General features: G+C 72.1%; 14 protein-coding genes. 5 read left to right on the forward strand and 9 right to left on the reverse strand.

Annotation, left to right across the window (positions count from 1 at the left end; translation table 11 throughout):
• Nucleotides 1-123: 123 nt before the first annotated feature.
• The gene (locus tag ACTMTJ_RS42885; protein ID WP_441224544.1) at nucleotides 124-1437 is read right to left on the reverse strand and encodes an MFS transporter; all 1314 of its coding nucleotides are present in this window, start codon (nucleotides 1435-1437) and stop codon (nucleotides 124-126) included.
• A gap of 202 nt (nucleotides 1438-1639) precedes the next feature.
• On the opposite strand from ACTMTJ_RS42885, the gene ACTMTJ_RS42890 reads away from it, so the two are divergent.
• Nucleotides 1640-2482, forward strand: a complete 843-nt coding sequence (locus ACTMTJ_RS42890; RefSeq protein ID WP_441224546.1) for an SDR family oxidoreductase — start codon at nucleotides 1640-1642, stop codon at nucleotides 2480-2482.
• Nucleotides 2483-2550: 68 nt separating this feature from the next.
• Nucleotides 2551-4431, forward strand: a complete 1881-nt coding sequence (locus ACTMTJ_RS42895; RefSeq protein ID WP_441224547.1) for a hypothetical protein — start codon at nucleotides 2551-2553, stop codon at nucleotides 4429-4431.
• 34 nt (nucleotides 4432-4465) lie between these two features.
• On the opposite strand, the gene ACTMTJ_RS42900 is transcribed toward ACTMTJ_RS42895, so the two are convergent.
• Genes ACTMTJ_RS42900 through ACTMTJ_RS42925 form a run of 6 tightly spaced genes read right to left on the reverse strand, consistent with a single transcriptional unit; the run spans nucleotide 4466 to nucleotide 10698 of the window.
• The gene (locus ACTMTJ_RS42900; RefSeq protein WP_441224549.1) at nucleotides 4466-5314 is read right to left on the reverse strand and encodes a glycosyltransferase family 2 protein; all 849 of its coding nucleotides are present in this window, start codon (nucleotides 5312-5314) and stop codon (nucleotides 4466-4468) included.
• Nucleotides 5311-6228, reverse strand: a complete 918-nt coding sequence (locus tag ACTMTJ_RS42905) for a glycosyltransferase family 2 protein (protein WP_441224551.1) — start codon at nucleotides 6226-6228, stop codon at nucleotides 5311-5313. Before ACTMTJ_RS42905 ends, ACTMTJ_RS42900 begins: the two co-directional genes overlap by 4 nt.
• Entirely contained in the window at nucleotides 6225-7565 is a 1341-nt protein-coding gene (locus tag ACTMTJ_RS42910; protein ID WP_441224552.1) for a hypothetical protein, read from the reverse strand. Before ACTMTJ_RS42910 ends, ACTMTJ_RS42905 begins: the two co-directional genes overlap by 4 nt.
• Complete coding sequence (locus tag ACTMTJ_RS42915) at nucleotides 7552-8649, reverse strand: glycosyltransferase family 4 protein (protein WP_441224554.1); 1098 nt, start codon at nucleotides 8647-8649, stop codon at nucleotides 7552-7554. Before ACTMTJ_RS42915 ends, ACTMTJ_RS42910 begins: the two co-directional genes overlap by 14 nt.
• Nucleotides 8646-9497, reverse strand: a complete 852-nt coding sequence (locus ACTMTJ_RS42920; protein WP_441224555.1) for a glycosyltransferase family 2 protein — start codon at nucleotides 9495-9497, stop codon at nucleotides 8646-8648. Before ACTMTJ_RS42920 ends, ACTMTJ_RS42915 begins: the two co-directional genes overlap by 4 nt.
• Before the next feature lie 7 nt (nucleotides 9498-9504).
• Complete coding sequence (locus tag ACTMTJ_RS42925) at nucleotides 9505-10698, reverse strand: lipopolysaccharide biosynthesis protein (RefSeq protein WP_441224557.1); 1194 nt, start codon at nucleotides 10696-10698, stop codon at nucleotides 9505-9507.
• Between the two features lie 414 nt (nucleotides 10699-11112).
• On the opposite strand from ACTMTJ_RS42925, the gene ACTMTJ_RS42930 reads away from it, so the two are divergent.
• From ACTMTJ_RS42930 to ACTMTJ_RS42940, 3 genes are read left to right on the forward strand one after another with little or no spacing between them, the layout of a single operon-like run.
• On the forward strand, nucleotides 11113-11538 hold the full coding sequence (locus ACTMTJ_RS42930; RefSeq protein ID WP_441224558.1) for a hypothetical protein: 426 nt from the start codon (nucleotides 11113-11115) through the stop codon (nucleotides 11536-11538).
• Between the two features lie 18 nt (nucleotides 11539-11556).
• On the forward strand, nucleotides 11557-12825 hold the full coding sequence (locus ACTMTJ_RS42935) for a DUF1800 domain-containing protein (RefSeq protein WP_441224560.1): 1269 nt from the start codon (nucleotides 11557-11559) through the stop codon (nucleotides 12823-12825).
• Nucleotides 12826-14079, forward strand: coding sequence for a DUF1501 domain-containing protein (locus tag ACTMTJ_RS42940; RefSeq protein ID WP_441224562.1), 1254 nt, complete (start codon nucleotides 12826-12828; stop codon nucleotides 14077-14079). It abuts the gene before it with no gap.
• 16 nt (nucleotides 14080-14095) lie between these two features.
• Here the strand turns inward: ACTMTJ_RS42940 and ACTMTJ_RS42945 are convergent, their stop codons facing one another.
• Nucleotides 14096-15148, reverse strand: a complete 1053-nt coding sequence (locus ACTMTJ_RS42945) for an LCP family protein (RefSeq protein WP_441224564.1) — start codon at nucleotides 15146-15148, stop codon at nucleotides 14096-14098.
• Between the two features lie 53 nt (nucleotides 15149-15201).
• Nucleotides 15202-16446 carry an RNA polymerase sigma factor gene (locus ACTMTJ_RS42950; protein ID WP_441224565.1) on the reverse strand — a complete coding sequence of 415 codons (1245 nt, stop codon included), beginning with the start codon at nucleotides 16444-16446 and terminating at the stop codon, nucleotides 15202-15204.
• Nucleotides 16447-16464: the final 18 nt, after the last annotated feature.

Raw genomic sequence — 16464 nt, forward strand, 5'->3', positions numbered from 1 at the left:
TGGCGCGCGGAGCCGGCAGCGGACGGCCGGGGTTTCGACGAGCCCCTGGCGAGGAGCCGGCCGGGAGCGGTGCCCGCGGGAGCATGCGGTCCGCAGCTGACGCGGACGGGGGCAAATAGTCGTTCAGGTCGTGAGGACGGCTTGCGGCGAGCTCTTGTCGCGGATGGGCGTGGCGGGGGCGAGGGTCGGCGCGGTGATGTCGATGTCGCGGGTCTCCTTGGAGTAGAGGAAGGCGACCAGCGAGATCAGCGCGGTCGCGATGATCCAGCCGGCGACCAGCCACGGCGCGCCGCCGCCGGCCCGCAGCAGGGCCGCTGCCAACAGCGGGGAGAAGCCGGACACCACGGCGCCGACCTCGCGGGAGGCGGCGAATCCGGTGTAGCGGACGCCGGCGCCGAAGAGCTCGGCGTAGAAGATGGGCTGCACGGCGATCATCGGGGCGAAGCCGAGCGCCATCGCGGTGACCATCGCCAGCCAGATCACCACCGGCTGGCCGGTGCCGACCAGCAGGAAGGGTGGCACCGCGAAGAGGGCGGTGAACACCACGCTGAAGAGGTTGAGCGGGCGGCGGCCGATGCGATCGGCGAGCGAGCCGTACACCGGCTGGAGGGCGATCACCACGAGGCTGAACAGGATCACGCCGGTCAGCGCGACGGCCCGGCTCTGCTGCTCCTCCTTTACCAGGTACGTGATCATGAAGGTGCCGTAGACGTAGACGACCGCGGTGTCGCAGACGTGCGCGCCCACGCCGACGAGGAAGCTGCGCGGATAGCGGCGCAACGTGGTCAGGACCGGCGACGGCACGGTCGTGCGGTCGCGCTCCATGGCCAGGAAGACCGGTGACTCGGCGACGCGCAGCCGCACGTACAGCGAGACGAAGATGAGCACGAAGCTGGCCAGGAACGGCAACCGCCAGCCCCACTCCCGCACCGCCTCGTCGCCGAGCATCTGCACCAGCAGGAACGCGACCGTGCCGGTGAGCAGGCCGACCTGCACGCCGGTCTGCACGAACGAGGCGTAGTACGCCCGCCGGCCGCGCGGCGCGTGCTCGGCCAGCAGCGTGGACGCGCCGCCGAACTCCGCGCCGGCGCCCAGCCCCTGGCAGATGCGGGCGGCGACGAGCAGGATGGGCGCGAGCACGCCCGCGCTCTCGTAGGTGGGCAGCAGCCCCACGATCCCGGTCGCGAAGCCCATCAGCAGCGTGGTCATGACGAGCGTCGAGCGCCGCCCGATCCGGTCGCCGAGGCGGCCGAAGAAGAAGCCGCCCAGCGGCCGGAAGATGAACGCCACGCCGAACGTCGCGAACGAGGCCAGCACCCGCACCGTATCGGACGCGTTGGGAAAGAACAGGTCACCGAGGACAAGTGCCGCGGCAAGGCCGTAGATGAAGAAGTCGTACCATTCCAGGGCCGTGCCCACCAGCGATGCCGTAACCACCCGGCGCAGCTCAGGGCCGGCGCGAGTGGCTGGTGCGGGGGTCGGCGGGGTCAAGCGGGTCTCCGGCGGCGTGGGATGACGGTGATACGCAACCGCGGGTTTCTGGGACGGGGGTTTCGCGGCAGGGTACAGCGTGCCAGGTTTGACGCCGCCCGTGTTGGTTTCGGCCGCGTGTTGCCGATCGTGGAAGGACAATGCCGACATGACCCTCGCCGTCACCGGGGCGACCGGACGCCTAGGCCGCCGCGTCGCCGAGCGGCTCGCCGCCGCTGGCGTGCCGCAGCGGCTGATCGTCCGCGACCCCGACCGCGCGCCAAGCCTGCCGGGCGCCGAGGCGGTCCGCGCCGAGTACGCCGACGGCGAGGCCGCCCGCCGCGCCCTCGACGGCGTCACCACGCTCTTCATGGTCTCCGGCGCCGAGGAGCCGGGCCGGGTGGAGACGCACCGCACGTTCATCGACGCGGCGGCCGCGGCGGGCGTCACGCACCTTGTGTACACGTCGTTCTTCGGTGCCGCGCCGGACGCGACGTTCACGCTCGCCCGCGACCACTGGGCCACCGAGGAGCACATCGCCGCCAGCGGGCTGCGCGCCACGATCCTGCGCGACAACCTGTACATCGACTTCTTCCCGCTGATGGTCGGCGACGACGGCGTGCTGCGCGGACCGGCCGGCGAGGGGCGGGTGGCCGCCGTCACCCAGGACGACATCGCCGACGTGGCGGTGGCCGTGCTGCGCGAGCCGGAAAAGCACGCGAACGCGCGGTACGACCTCACCGGCCCGGCCGCCCTCACGATGCGCGAGGTGGCATCGACTATCACCGAGGTCACCGGCCGCCAGGTCAGCTACCAGGACGAATCGCTCAACGAGGCGTACGCGTCGCGTGCGGCGTACGGCGCACCGGCCTGGCAGGTCGACGCTTGGGTGAGCACCTACACGGCGATCGCCGCCGGCGAGCTCGACGGCGTCACCGAGGCGGTCGCCACGGTGGCCGGTCACCCGGCGACCAGCCTCGCCGACCATCTATCCGCCCTGCGTACGACCTGACCTGCGACTAGCGGACGTGCCCTCGCTCGCTAGGATCCGCATACGGAATCTGCGGGGAGGATGTGGGGATGCAGCCAGGCAATCCGTACCACCTGATCGAGGCGGTTGGCTCGTGTCAGGTGGGCAGTGTCTGGTCGGCCATCGACCCACAGGGCCGGTCGCTGATGGTGGCGCTGCTCGACCCCAACGTCGCCACCGACCAGCGCTGGCGGGAGGCGTTCCAGGAGGCGGCAAACGCGCTGGTACAAGCCGGCGAGCCGGGCTACCTGTACGCCGACTTCGCGTCCGGGGCGCCCTGGGTGGCGTACTCGGCGGAAAACGGCATCGGTGCCGAGCGGGTCTTCCTGGCGCTGGGCATGGACTTCCAGCCGGTGCCGCCGGATGGGCTCGGCCCGATGGACTACACCCCGTTCGAGCCGGCGACGCACGAGACGCCGGCCGCGCCGGAGACGCCGAGCACTCCTGAGGCGCCGCCCACGCAGGTGATTCCGGCCACTCCGGCGGCCCAGGCGCCGCCTGCCTCGGTGGCTGCGCCGGTCACGCCTCCCCAGCAGCAGCCGCTGCCGCCCGACGTCCTCGCGTCCACCGAGGCACCACCGACGACGGTCTTCCCGCAGGCGCACCCCGCACCGCCGGCGCACCCCGGACCGCAGGCGCACCCTGGACCGGCCCCGCAGCCCACACCGCCGGCGCACCCTGGACCGCTGGCGCACCCTGGACCGGCCGCGCAGCCCGCACCGCCGGTGCAGGCCCCACCGCCCGCGCAGCCCGCACCGCCGGCGCAGCCCGGACCGCCGGCCGCCGAGTCCGCGCCGCCGGCCCCGCCCGTGCACCAGGCCGCGGCTCAGCAGCCCGCGCCGGCCCACGTCGACGCCGAGACCACTCAGCCCACCCAGCGGATGGAGCCGCCACCACCACCGCCGATCGCGCCGTGGGGCGGCGGGCATCCGGTGTCCCCGCCCCCGCAGCAGGCCGCCCCCGCGCCGCCACCATTGGTCTCCGGTCCCCCATACCCGACCTCCGGCGCGCCGCACCCCACCTCCGGCGCGCCGCACCCCACCTCCGGCGCGCCGCACCCGACATCCGGCGCTCCACATCCGACGTCGGGCGGGCCGCTCCCTACGTCCGGCCCGCCGCAGCCGATCTCCGGCTCGCCGATGTCGCCGGCGTACGGGCAGCCGCTCTCGCCCGCCTACGGCGCACCGGCCTACGGGCCGCGCCCGCCGCAGGGCCCCGCGCCCTACGATCCCTACGCGCCGGTGGCGCCGCCGCCACGGCGCTCCCGCACCGGGTTGTGGATCGGCATCGCCGTAGCCGTGCTGGTGCTGATCGCCGGGGGTGGCGGCGTCTACGCCTGGAGCGCCTCGGGCGGCGAGCCCAATCCGCCCACGCAGACCAACACCGCCACCGAGGCGCCGCTGCCCACCGCCACCCCGCTCAGCCCGGGTGTCGAGCCACCCGAAGACGGCAACTGGAGCGCGAACTGGCCGAGGTTCGCCGACCCACCAGACAAGGTCCGCGAGCTGATCCTGGAAGGGGTCGGGTTCAAGTTTCTCGTGCCGCGCGACTGGGATTGCCAGCTCGCCGGGAGCGGCGACGGCTTCGTCAAGTACAACTGCGGCCCCGGACCGGGCGGCGCGGAGATCGGCGGCGAGTTCGTCGTGCGCGATTGTCCGTCGCCCTGCGACGACGCGCGCCGGATCGCCATGCGCAAGGCCGAGGAGGCGTGGGGGCTCCAGTGGAAGCGGGGTTCGCGCACGTCCGCGTACGCCGAGACCAATGAGATCGACGGCCAGCCACGCTACGGGCTCGTGATCGTGGCGTACTGGCGCAGCACACCCGACGAGGCGATCGACCGGCAGCTCGTGTTTCGGATGACGGCGCCGGTCAAACAGGCCGACGTGATCCGGAAAATCTCCCGCTCGATGCGCACCAGCGCGCTCTTCTGACCGTCGACTGACTCCGGCCGCTGGCGGGCTGGAGTCAGCCCGGCAGACCGGACGGAGGCGGGGACGACGGCGCGGGGTCGCTCACCGGCGTGCCGATCAGCGCGGCGGCCCTGGCGTGCCGCCGGCGAGCCCGCGGGATGCCGGCGACGAACTCGGGGAACATGGCGAAGAACGTACGCGCCGATCGCAGCTCCTGCGCGTGCGCCCGAGACCACCGCAGCGAGTTGTTGGCCCGGGCCCAGTGGTGGATCCACCGGACGTCGCCGAGCAGCGCCACCCGCTCCCCCTCGCGCCAGGCGCGCAGGCACAGCTCGATGTCTTCGTAGTAGAGGAAGAACCGCTCGTCCCAGCCGCCGAGGCTCGCGAAGGTCTCCCGCCGGGCGGCGAGGGCGGCGCCGGTCACCCAGGGCACCCACACCGCCTCACCGGGCGCCGCCGTGACCCGGTAGCCGGCGTGGATGCGGGACCACGGCCACACCCTGCGGTTGCCGAGCCGCGCCGTGAAGTAGGGAAAGCCGCGCCCGTTCGGCTGCGCCTCGCCGGTGGTGCTGAGCAGCTGCGGCGCCACAAGCCCGCCGTGGGCGTCGAGGTGGAGCTGGAGCCGGTCGAGCCCATCCGGCTCGACCTCCAGGTCCGGGTTGGCGAACAGGACGTAGTCGGCGACCGACTCGCGCATCCCCGCGTTGTTGGCCGTGCTGAAACCGACGTTGTCCGGCAGCCGCACCACCCGCGCGCCCAACTCTCGCGCCACGGCGGCCGAGTCGTCCTCGGAGTCGTTGTCGACCACGATCCAGTCGTACGGCTTGGGCCCGCTCCAGCACCGCCGCAGCATCTCGGCGGAGTTGTAGGTCACGGTCACCAGGCTCCACGAATGGCCTGTCATGAGGCCCTCCCCGTTCGTAGATAGCCGGTCAAAGACGCGATGCCGAAACGCTCACCGCGCCACTCCCGGCGTGCCGCCGGGGACTCCCACAGACCCCGCGCGACGCCGCGCAGGAACGGGCGCAGCAGGCCCTGCCGCGCCCGACGAGCCGCCAGCGCGCAGTGCGCCAGCGCGATGAACGGGATCGCCAGCAGCGCCAGCGGCCACGAGAACGTGCGCGCGGCGACAAGAATCCTGTTGCGCGCCAACAGGAACGCCCGGAAGCCGAGCAGCTTGCCGTCGCCCTCGACGCTGTGCCCGCCGGCGTGTCGCAGCGCGAGGTCGAGCGGGCGGGTGCGCCGGCCCGCCGCGTAGAGGCGGTAGGCAAGGTCGGCGTCCTCGCCCCAGGCGAAGAGGTGCTCGTGAAAGCCGCCGAACTCCTCGAAGACCGCGGTGGGAAACACCGCGCCACCGCCCGAGGGACCGATCGGCCGCCGCCGCGTGCCGGCCGGCCGGTCGTTGAACAGCGAGATCGGGTGCACCTCGATACCCGTGTACTCGCCGCCGCGCATGGCCAGCCCGACCGCGATCGGGTCGGCGGGCGCCGCCGCGATGGCCGCGCGGATCCGGGTGAGCGAGTCGTCGCGCAGCCACACGTCCGGGTTGAGCAGGAGCACGTGGCTTGTGCCGGCGGCGGCGACCGCGCGGTTACAACCGGCGGCGAAGCCCGGGTTGGCCGGCTCGGGCAGGTACGTGTACCGATCCTCGTCGAGGCAGTCGGCGATGACCTTGGCGCACCCGTCCTCGGGCCAGTTGTCGGCGAACACGAACCGCACCGGCAGGCCCGCCGCGCTGCGCGCCCAGGTCGGCAGCGTCTCGGCCAGCATCGGCGCGGACCGGTAGAGGACCGTCACGACGGTCAACGCTTCGGTCACGTCACGGTCCTCCTTCCCAGCCGGTACAGCACCCACAGGCCCGGGACGAGCGCCAGCCAGGTGGCGTAGATGAACGGGTACAGCTCGTAGACGCCGAACGCCGCGAAGTACACGATGAAGCCGCGGGCGAGCTGATGCGCCGGGCTGGCGCCGAACTCCAGCCGCCGCTCGGCCAGCCCGACGGCGAGCCCGAGCACGACCAGAAACACGGCCGCGCCGATCGGGCCCCAGTCGAGCAGCGGGATCGCGACGAACGTCGCCGTGTTCATGTAGTAGGGCTGGCTCAGCTGTGAGGTCGTGCCGTAGAGGTCGACACGGCCGACCAGCGCCTCGGCCCTGGAGCCGAGAAACATCACGGAGTACGCGCCGTGCTCCGGCCGGATGCTGTCGCGCTGCGCCCACAGCCGGCCGAACGTCTCCGTGGACGAGCTGAGCGACAGGTCGAGCGAGCCGACGCTCGACGAGATCGGGTTGTCGCCGTACCGGGAGCGGAACTCGTCTTCGAACGAACCGGTGCCGGCGAGCGTGCGCTGCCCGCCGAGGAACACGACCGCGCCGACGAGCGCCACGGCCGCGAGCAGGATGGCGACCGGCCTCCGCCCGGTAAGCAGCCGCGGCCGCCGCACGCCGGCGCGGCGCACCGACAGCACCGCGATGATCGCCGGTACGAGGCCGACGAGCACGGAGTTTTTGCTCGCCCCGAGGGCGGCGCCGGCGGTGAACACCACGGTGGCGGCCAGGTACAGCACGAGCGGCCAGCCGCGCGAGGTGAGCGCCCGCAGCAGGGAGACGGCCATGCCGAGCGTCCAGGCCTCGGAGATCAGGCCGACCGGGACGCTCGCCCGCTCGCGCAGCACCTGCCGGGCGACGTCGGGGTTGTCGGCGAACAGCGGCGGCGTGATCCCGCGGAACCGCAGCCACGCGGCGACCACCGCGACGGCGAAGACCACCAGCAGGTACACCCGGAGCCGGCCCTCTGACGGCCAGGTGAGCGCCGGTCGCTCGCCCGCACGCGGGACGCCAAGCCGCTCGGCGAGGCGCCGCCCGCCCGCCCAGGCGACGAGGAAACCGCCCGCGTAGACGGCGAGCGCCGGGATGGCGGCGGGACCGGCCCACGAGTCGTACGGCCCGTCGAGCGTGAGCACCGCGACGAAGACGGCGACCCAGGCGGCGGCACAGAGCGCGAGTCCCCACATCCGGGCGCGGGCGGCGGATACGGCGGCCACGAGGAACGCGAACGTGGCGGCGAGCGCGGTGTCCTGGGTCAGCAGGATCAGGAAGGCGCCCGCCGCGAAGGCGAGTGCGGCCGACCAGTCGCGCCGCTCACCGGGTGCCATCAGCGACCGACCGGTAGAGCCTGAGCCACCGCTCAACACATTGACCAAAGGAGTACTCCTGGGCGTACCAGCGGGCCAGCTCGCGCCGCGCGGCGACAACAGTGGCGCCGGCGCCCTCGGTGGCCTTCACGACCGCGGTCGCCACGCCGGCGGGCGTGAGGTCGGCCCGGTGGGCCAGGACACCGTCGCCGTGCCGGGTGAGGTCGGCCAGGCCGCCGGCGCCCGAATGCACGACCGGGACGCCCAGCGACATCGCCTCGAGGGCGCTGCGCCCGAACGACTCCACTCTGGACGGCACGACGAGGCAGTGCAGCCCGCGCAGGAACGAGGCCGCGTCGACCCGGCCGACCGCCCGCACATTGGGCAGCGGCGGCACCGGCGTCGATCCGGCTCCCGCGACGAGGAACTCCGCCTCGGGCAGCGCGGCGGCGATCCCGGGGATCAGGTCGGCGCCCTTTTCCGGCTCCAGCCGGCCGAGGAAGCCGACCCGGATCCGCCCCGCCGGCATGCCGGCCGAGTCGTCCACCGCGGGCCAGGCCGCCGGCAGCGGGTTGGGGATGACCCGCACGTCCCGGACGCGACCGCGGGTGCGCAGCTCCTCCGCCTCGAAGTCGGAGACGGCGACCGTGGTGTGCGGGCGGACCCGGCGCATCGCGAGGTCGAGCATGATGTTGGTCTGTAGCGTGGCCCTCGCCCGCGCCGACGGCGCCGCGTCGCGGTACTGCCAGAGGCTGTTGTGCAACGCGACGACCAGCCCGGTGCGGCGCAGGTCGCCGCGGAGCGCGGCGCGGGTGTGCATCGCGGCGGAGAGCAGGTGGGCGCTCACCACGTCGGGCCGCAGCCGGCTGGCGAGCCGGCGGATCTCGCCGACGTAACCGAAGTCGATGCGGCGGCTCGCGCCAAGCTCCATCCAGGACACTCCGGCCGCGCGCAGCCCCGCGGCGACCTCGTCGTCGGGCGTACACGCGATGACCTCTACGCCGTGCTCCGCCAGCGCCGGCAGCATCTCGACGAGGAAGCGCTCCGCACCGCCGAGCTGCCGGCGTCCGTAGCCGCCGGTGGTGCAGACGACCATCAGCTTCATGGCGCGCGCATCCCCTCGAGAGCGCCGCGGGCGACCGCCCGGCGCACCTCGCCACGGCTGGCCGCGGCCCGGACGAGCGCGCCGAGCGCGTAGGCGCCGCCGGCGATCCGGCCCCGCCAGCCGGCGAGCTCACGGCTGGCCCGGACGAACTCGCGGGTCTGCCGGCGGGCGATCTCCGCACCACTCCAGCGGCGCTTGGCGCTGGCGTCGTCTTCGTGGGTGACGACCGCCTCCGGCACGTACGCCAGGCGCAGCCCACGCCGGCGGACGGCCCAACACAGCCGCAAGTCTTCGGAGTAGAAGAACGACGACTCGTCCACGCCGCCGATGTCGTCCAGAGTGGACCGTCTGATCGCGACGAACGGCCCGGAGAGCCAGTCTCCCCGCTCCGGTGTCGCGACGATCCGCAGCCCGCGCAGGAGCAGGCTCAGGCCGGTGGCGTGGGCGAGGCCGACGGGGATGGTGAGGAAGCGGCCGGCAGCGGTCTGGTCGCTGCCGTCCGCGCCGCGTACACCCGGAAAAGCCGCGCCGACGGCCGGATCGGCGGCGCGGGCGGCGAGCAGCTCGACCGCGCCGGGGTGTACGACGATGTCGTTGTTGGACAGGACGACGACCGAGCGCGTGGTGTGCCGCACGCCGAGGTTCATGCCCTTGGCGTAGCCGAGGTTCACCGGCGACCGCACGTACGCCGCGCCGGTCTCGGCGCACATCGCGCGCAGCTTGTCACCGATCGCCTCGGCGCTGCCGTTGTCGACGACGACCACCTCGACACCGTCGGGCAGCGACCGCACGCACCCTTGTGTGCGCTCGAAATCCTCCCAGGTCAGTACGACAACGGAGACGTCCATCGCCCGATCACCCGCCAGCCGTCAGGGCGGGGGTGCGGACCAGGCTGAGCCGGGTGCGCACCGCGTAGACGGCGTAGGCCGACGACGAGGCCAGCGCGGCACCGAACGCGCCGAGCACCGGGATCAGCAAGAAGTACAGCGCGACCGCGACGCACATGACGGTGAGCGCCACCGCGGTGGTCGCCTGCTCGCCACGCACCTTCAGCAGCAGCGCGCTCCAGGTCTTGCCGGCCGCCACCGCGATCGCACCGGGCAGCAGCAGGAGGCCGTAGAGCCAGCCGTTCGCGTACTCCGACCGGATCAGGCCGACCACGCCGAGCCCGGCGACGGCGGCGAGCGCGACCGGCAGCGCGGCCCGCACGATCAGCCCGGTGGGCTCCGGTGTGGCGTCGTCACGCTCCCGGTCGACGAGGATCCGCTGGGCGCGTACGACGGCGCCCGCCTGCGCGAACTCGAGCGCCGCCACGGCCAGCGCGTAAACGCCCAGCGGGCCGCTGCCGGCGAAGCGGGCGATCAGGATCTGGTCCAGCCGGTACGTCAACATCTGCGCGCACACTCCTATGTGGAGCTTGCCCATCGCGCGCAGGTCGGCTCGGAGATCCTGACCGGTGGCGATCGCACCGGTCGGCGCCCGGTAGCGCCAGGCCATGCCGAGCACGGTGAGGCACATGACCACGCCGGTGAACGCCTGCACCGCGAGCCACGCCACGCTCCACACCCGGCCGTCGAGGCGGTCGGCCGCGTACAGCCCGACGTAGGCGAGCACGAGAATGGCGCCGCCGAGCGCGCGCGTGCCGTACACGAAAAGGAACCTGTCGACCCGCAGGGCGAGCGACGAGAACGCGTTGAAGACGGTCAGCGCGCACGCGGCGCCGACGCCGACGGCGTAGCTGCCGATGCCGGCCAGCGCGGTGAGCGCCGCGGCGGCGCCCGCGGCGAGCGCGAGGCAGCCGGCCAGGAACGCCAGCATCCACCACGCGCCGCGCTCGAAAATCCAGCCGGCCGGGCGGGAAAGGAGGAATGTGTCGACCGAGAAGCTGCCGATCGCCGCACCGAGCGTGGCGCTGGCGACGCTTGCGGCGAGCTCGCCGCGCTCGGTCGCCGGCAGGGCCACCGAGACGAGGGCCGCGCAACCGGTGAAACCGAGGGCGGCCATGTAGACCCGCTCGGGCGTGACAAGACGCCGGTGCAGCGCTGTCACGGCTCCCCACCCCCGCGGCATTTATCGACCATTGTGTGCGCGCGACTCGTCAAGCGGCCTATGGTCGCGGGACCTTCCTACCTGATGCCGGCCCAACGCCGCAAGTCAATCTGTTACCGGCGGATTGCCGCTCGCTCGCCTTATGTATCCCCGTGTTCCACTTGGGAGGTAATCTCTGCGGGACCTCTTGCGACCGAATCGTTGTGGAGCACAATGTCAGCCACCCTCTATGTCCGCGCGATTCGCGGCAATTGGCTGCTTATCACCGCATTAGTGATATGTGGCGGATTTGGGCTTGGCCTGCTCGCACACAGTAAGGATGCGGTCTACGCGTCGGAGGCGAAGCTGCTGATCTCCTTCACACCGCCGCCCGAGCGCCCCTCGCCACTGGCCAGCCGGCTCATGCAGCGGCGGGTGAAGACGTACACGACCATGCTGGCCACGCCGCGCCTGACCCAGCCGGTGATCGACTCACTGCGGCTGGACACCACGCCGGAGCGGCTCGGCGAGCGGGTGCGAGCGTCGTCGCCACTCAACACGCACGAGATCAACATCACGGTCACCGACTCCAGCCCCACCCGGGCCGCCGCCATCGCCACCGCCCTCGCGGCCGAGCTCGGCAAGGTCGCCCAGCGGGAAAAGCCCACCACCGACCTGCCGGTCAGCACGAGCGTCTCCGTCGAGAGCGCCGCGACGACGCCCGGCGAGCCACGCGCCGTGCGCTGGCCGCTGCACGCGCTCGCCGGCGCGCTGGCCGGCTTCGCGATCGGGCTCGGGCTGGCCGTCCTGCGTGGCCGGAGTAACGACAACGCCGGCAGCAGGGTGCCGGTAGGCCAGTAGTCGTCTATGTTTCGAAACATGACTCAGGACGTCGCGCTGTTGCTGGCCCGGGCCAGCTTCGGGCCGACGGCCGCCGAGCTTGCGGTGGCGCGCAAGGCGGGCTACACGGCCACGCTGTCCACGTTGCTCGATCCACAGCGGCCCGACATCGGCGCGACCAGCGCACCCGAGCCGCGACTCGGCCTGGATCCGTACGCGGACCTGCGCAACCCGACGGATCAGCAGCGGGCCAAGGCCTACGCCTTGCGGGATCGGCAGATCGAGGTCATCACCCGCTGGTGGCTCGACCGGATGACCGTCGCCGACCACCAGGGCCTGGAAAAGCTCGTCTTCTTCTGGCACGGCCACTGGGCCACATCGGTCGACAAGGTCCGCAGCTCCCAGCTGATGCTCCTGCAAAACCGCACCATCCGGCAGGCCCGCGACTTCGCGGAGATGACCCGCAAGATGGTGCTGGATCCCGCCCTCGTGTACTGGCTCGACGGCCACCTCAACACCAAGAAGTCGCCGAACGAAAACCTCGCCCGCGAGCTGATGGAGCTCTTCCTGCTGGGCATCGGGCAGTACACCGAGAAGGACGTGAAGGAAGCCGGGCGGGCGCTCACCGGCTACCGGGTCAGCCTCGGCTCGGAGGCCTGCATCATGCAGCCCGAGCACTACGACGGCGGCCGCAAGACGATCCTCGGCGTGACCGGCGCGATCGACGCCGTCGGCCTGGCCAACCTGTTGCTGCGCCGCAAAGAGTGCCCGCGCTTCATCGCCTCCCGTATGTGGTACAGGTACGCGTCGTCCAGCCAGCCGATCCCGGAAGCCACCCGGGAGGCGATGGCGGCCGTGTTTCCGGCGCACCGGGCGATGCTGCGGGTGCTCCTCGAAGACGAGGCCTTCGGAGCGACCGCGAAGACGATGGTCAAGCAGCCGGTGGAGTGGCTCGTGGGCGCGATGCGACAGCTCGGTCTGCGGCTCGGCGGCCTGCCGCCGGAGACCCTCACCACGATCCTCACCGGCCTGCGCGCGATGGGCCAGGTGCCGTTCGCACCACCGAGCGTCGGTGGCTGGGCGGCGGGTGGGGCATGGCTCACCTCGGCCGCCGGTCGGGTCCGTCTCGTCCTGGCCGGCACGCTCGCCAAGCTGGCCGCGGTCGACAAGCTCACGCCCGAGGAGGTGGCGTACATCCTCTGCGTCGACGGGTGGACCGACCGGACGTACACGGTGCTGCGCGAGGTGAAGGACCCGCGCCACATGCTGACCCTCGGCATGGCGAGCCCGGAATACCTGGTGACCTGAATGGACGCAGTGACCCGCCGCAAGTTTCTGCTCGCCTCCGGCGTGGCCGGTGTGGGCGCGCTGATGGCCGGCACCACCGCCGTCGGGATCGCCGAGCTGCTCCAGAAAGGCGCCGAAGCGGGCCCCGGCAAGGCCGACCAGAAGCTCGTCCTGGTCACCCTCTACGGCGGCAACGACGGCCTCAACACCGTCATCCCGTACGCGGACGGCGCGTACTACCGGGCGCGGCCCGATATCGCCTACGCGCCCGAGCGGGTCCTGCGGCTCGACGACGCGTTGGGGCTCAACCCTAAGCTGGCCGGGTTCAAGCGGCTCTGGGACGAAAAGCACCTCGCGATCGTGCGCGGGGTCGGCTATCCGCGCCCCGACCGCAGCCACTTCCGCTCGATGGACATCTGGCAGACCGGCTCGCCGCTCACGCCGGTACACACCGGGTGGGTGGGGCGCTGGCTCGACGGCACGCGGGCGGCACCGGAGGCCGCGGTGAGCTTCGAGCCCGTGCTGCCGGTGCTGCTCGCCGGCGAGACCCGGGCCGGCGCGTGCGTCAGCATCGGCGGGCTCGCGCTCCCGGAGGGCATCGACCTCCAGATGGTCGCCGGGCTCGGCCACCAGCAGCCCGGCGAGCCGGCCCATCAGGCGCACGCCGCGACGTCGTACACCGACCTGCTGGACGTGGAGCACATGGTGCGCGAGGTGGAGCACGCCGCCGGCACGACCGACAAGGGCGCCGCCGCGCCGGACGTGCCGGCCACCGGCACCGGTGGGGCCAGCGTCCTGTCCACGCAGCTCGCGCTCGTCGCGCGGTGCGTCGAGGCGGGCGTGCCGACCCGGGTGTACTCGGTGAGCCTCGGCGGCTTCGACACGCACGCCAAGGAGATCGCCGGTCACGAGCTGCTGCTCGCCCAGCTCGACGCCGCACTGACGTCCTTTGTGGACCGGATGGCGAAGACCGAGGCCGGGCGGCAGGTCACGGTGGTGGTCTACAGCGAGTTCGGCCGCCGGGTGCACGGCAACGCGTCGGAGGGCACCGACCACGGCACCGCCGGTCCGGTCTTCGTGCTCGGTCACCGGGTCGCCGGCGGCTTCTACGGCGAGCAGCCGAGCCTCACCAACCTCGACGACGGCGACCTCAAGTCCACGATGGACTTCCGCCAGGTCTTCGGCACGGTGATCGGCTCGGTGCTCCAGGCCGATCCGGCGAAGTACATCGACGGCTTCGAGGGCGACGTGTTGCCCTTCGTGGCCGCGGGCTAGCGCTTGCGTTCGCCGCTTACTTCGCCGCGTTGAGCAGGTCCGGGACGGAGTCGCGGCGGACCGCGTCGTAGAGCGCCTTCGCCTTCTGCGGGTCGTCGAGCACCACGCTCTCCGAGCCGACCCGCCCGGAACCCTTGTTGGGGCTGGTGAGGAACGTCAGGCTGCCGCTGCGCAGGTGGCGGAGCTCGGTCGCGGTGTCGAAGACGCTCATCGTCTCGTCGACCGAAACCGCGTCCGCGGTGGCCCGGAGGAACGAGTTGAGCCGGCCCGGGTTGGTTAGCAGCCCGCCGGAAGCCGCCTTGTCCAGCACCGCCTTGATGAGCTGCTGCTGGTGGCGCATCCGGGCGAAGTCGCCGTCGCGGAACGCGTACCGCTCGCGGGCGTAGTCGAGCGCGGCGGCACCGTCGAGCGTCTGCGGACCCTTGGTGAACTTGCGGTGTGGCTTGTGGATGGACGTGAAGCTCTGCTCGACGTCGATCTCCACACCGTCGAGCGCGTCGATGATCTCCTGGAACCCGGCGAAGTCGATGATCGCCACGTGGTCGACCCGCACGCCCGTGTACTTCTCCACGGTCTGCACGGTCAGCGGGATGCCACCCCAGGCGAAGGCCGAATTGATCTTCGCGTCACGCCCGCCGTGCTGGCCGTCCTTCGACTTCGGCACGCTCACCCACAGGTCGCGCGGGATGGAGATCATCTGCGCGCTGCCCCGCCCCTTCGGCAGGTGGGCCAGGATGATCGTGTCGCTGCGCGTGCCGGTCGTGTTTTCCGGATCCCGCGAGTCGCTGCCCAAGATCAGGATGTTTTTGGCGTCGTCGGCCACCTTCTGCGGACGCGACTCCGCCGGCACGTCCTTGAAGGCGTCGACCCGATCGATGCTGCCCTCCACCGACCGGTAGTAGAGGCCGCCGGCGATCAGCCCACCACCGGCCAGCAGCGCCAGCACCAGCAGCGTGATGAGGACGATCGTTCGCCCCCGGCGCGACTTCTTCTTCGGCGGCTGTGGATCCTCCGGGATCTCGATGACCTCGGTGGAGTCGTGATCGGCGAACATCGGGCCCCGTGACATGCGCCCGATGGTACTGATTCACACAATCGGATGGCGCCCTCGGGACGCGGAGTTTACAAAGCGCGAGCCCGCTCCAGCAGCAGCTCTCGCTCGCGGAGGTTGCGCGCCAGCCCCGCCGCCCGCGCCAGCTCGACACCCGCCTCCTCCTTGCGTCCCAGCTTTACCAGTAGGTCGGCCCGCACGCTGGGTAGCAGGTGGTAGTCCTTGAGTGTCGGCTCAGCCATCAGCTCGTCGACGAGCTTGAGCCCCTCCTCCGGCCCGTACGCCATCGACACCGCCACCGCGCGGTTGAGCTCTACGACCGGTGACGGCGCGACCACGGCGAGCTGCTCGTAGAGGGCGGCCATCCGCACGAAGTCGGTCTCCTCGGCGGTACGCGCCCGGGCGTGCACGGCCGCGATCGCCGCTTGCAGCGCGTACGGACCCCGCGCACCGCCCAGCTTTTCGGCGCGGTCCAAGGCGGCGAGTCCACGGCGGATGAGCAGCTGGTCCCAGCGGCCGCGGTTTTGCTCCATCAGCAGCACCGGCTGGCCCGATGGACCGACCCGGGCCGCGGACCGCGATGCCTGGATCTCCATCAGTGCCACAAGGCCGTGCACCTCCGGCTCGCGCGGCACCAGCCCGGCGACGATCCGCCCGAGCCGCAACGCGTCTTCGCACAACGCCGGCCGCATCCAGTCGTCGCCAACGGTGGCGGTGTAGCCCTCGTTGAAGATGAGATAGATCACCTCGAGGACGGACGCCAGCCGGGCCGGCAGCTCCGCACCGCTCGGCACCTCGAACGGCACGCGCTTTTCGGCCAGCGTCCGCTTGGCCCGCACGATCCGCTGGGCGACGGTGGACTCGGATACCAGGTATGCCCGCGCGATCTCCTCGGTGGTCAGGCCACCCAGGACCTTCAGCGTCAGCGCGACGCGGGCCTCCGTCGAGAGCACCGGGTGGCAGGCCGTGAACACAAGGCGCAGCATGTCGTCGCCGATGTCTTCGACCGCCGCGTCGAAGTCGGGCGTGTGCTCCGTCTCCAGGTCACGCCCCAGCTCCTCCACCTTGCGGTCGAACCGCTCCCGGCGGCGGAAGTGGTCGATCGCCCGGCGCTTGGAGATGGCCATGAGCCAGGCACCGGGGTTGTCCGGCACACCCGACTCAGGCCACTGCTCCAGCGCGGCGACGAGGGCATCCTGCGCCAGCTCCTCGGCGAGCCCGACATCGTGGGTCATCCGCGCGAGACCGGCGATGAGGCGGGCGGCCTCGATCCGCCACACCGCCTCGACCGTCCGTTTGACGTCAGCTCCAGCCACGCCCCGATCAAACCACGA

This window comes from Phytohabitans sp. LJ34 (assembly GCF_052068095.1).
Classification (GTDB): Bacteria; Actinomycetota; Actinomycetes; order Mycobacteriales; family Micromonosporaceae; genus Phytohabitans.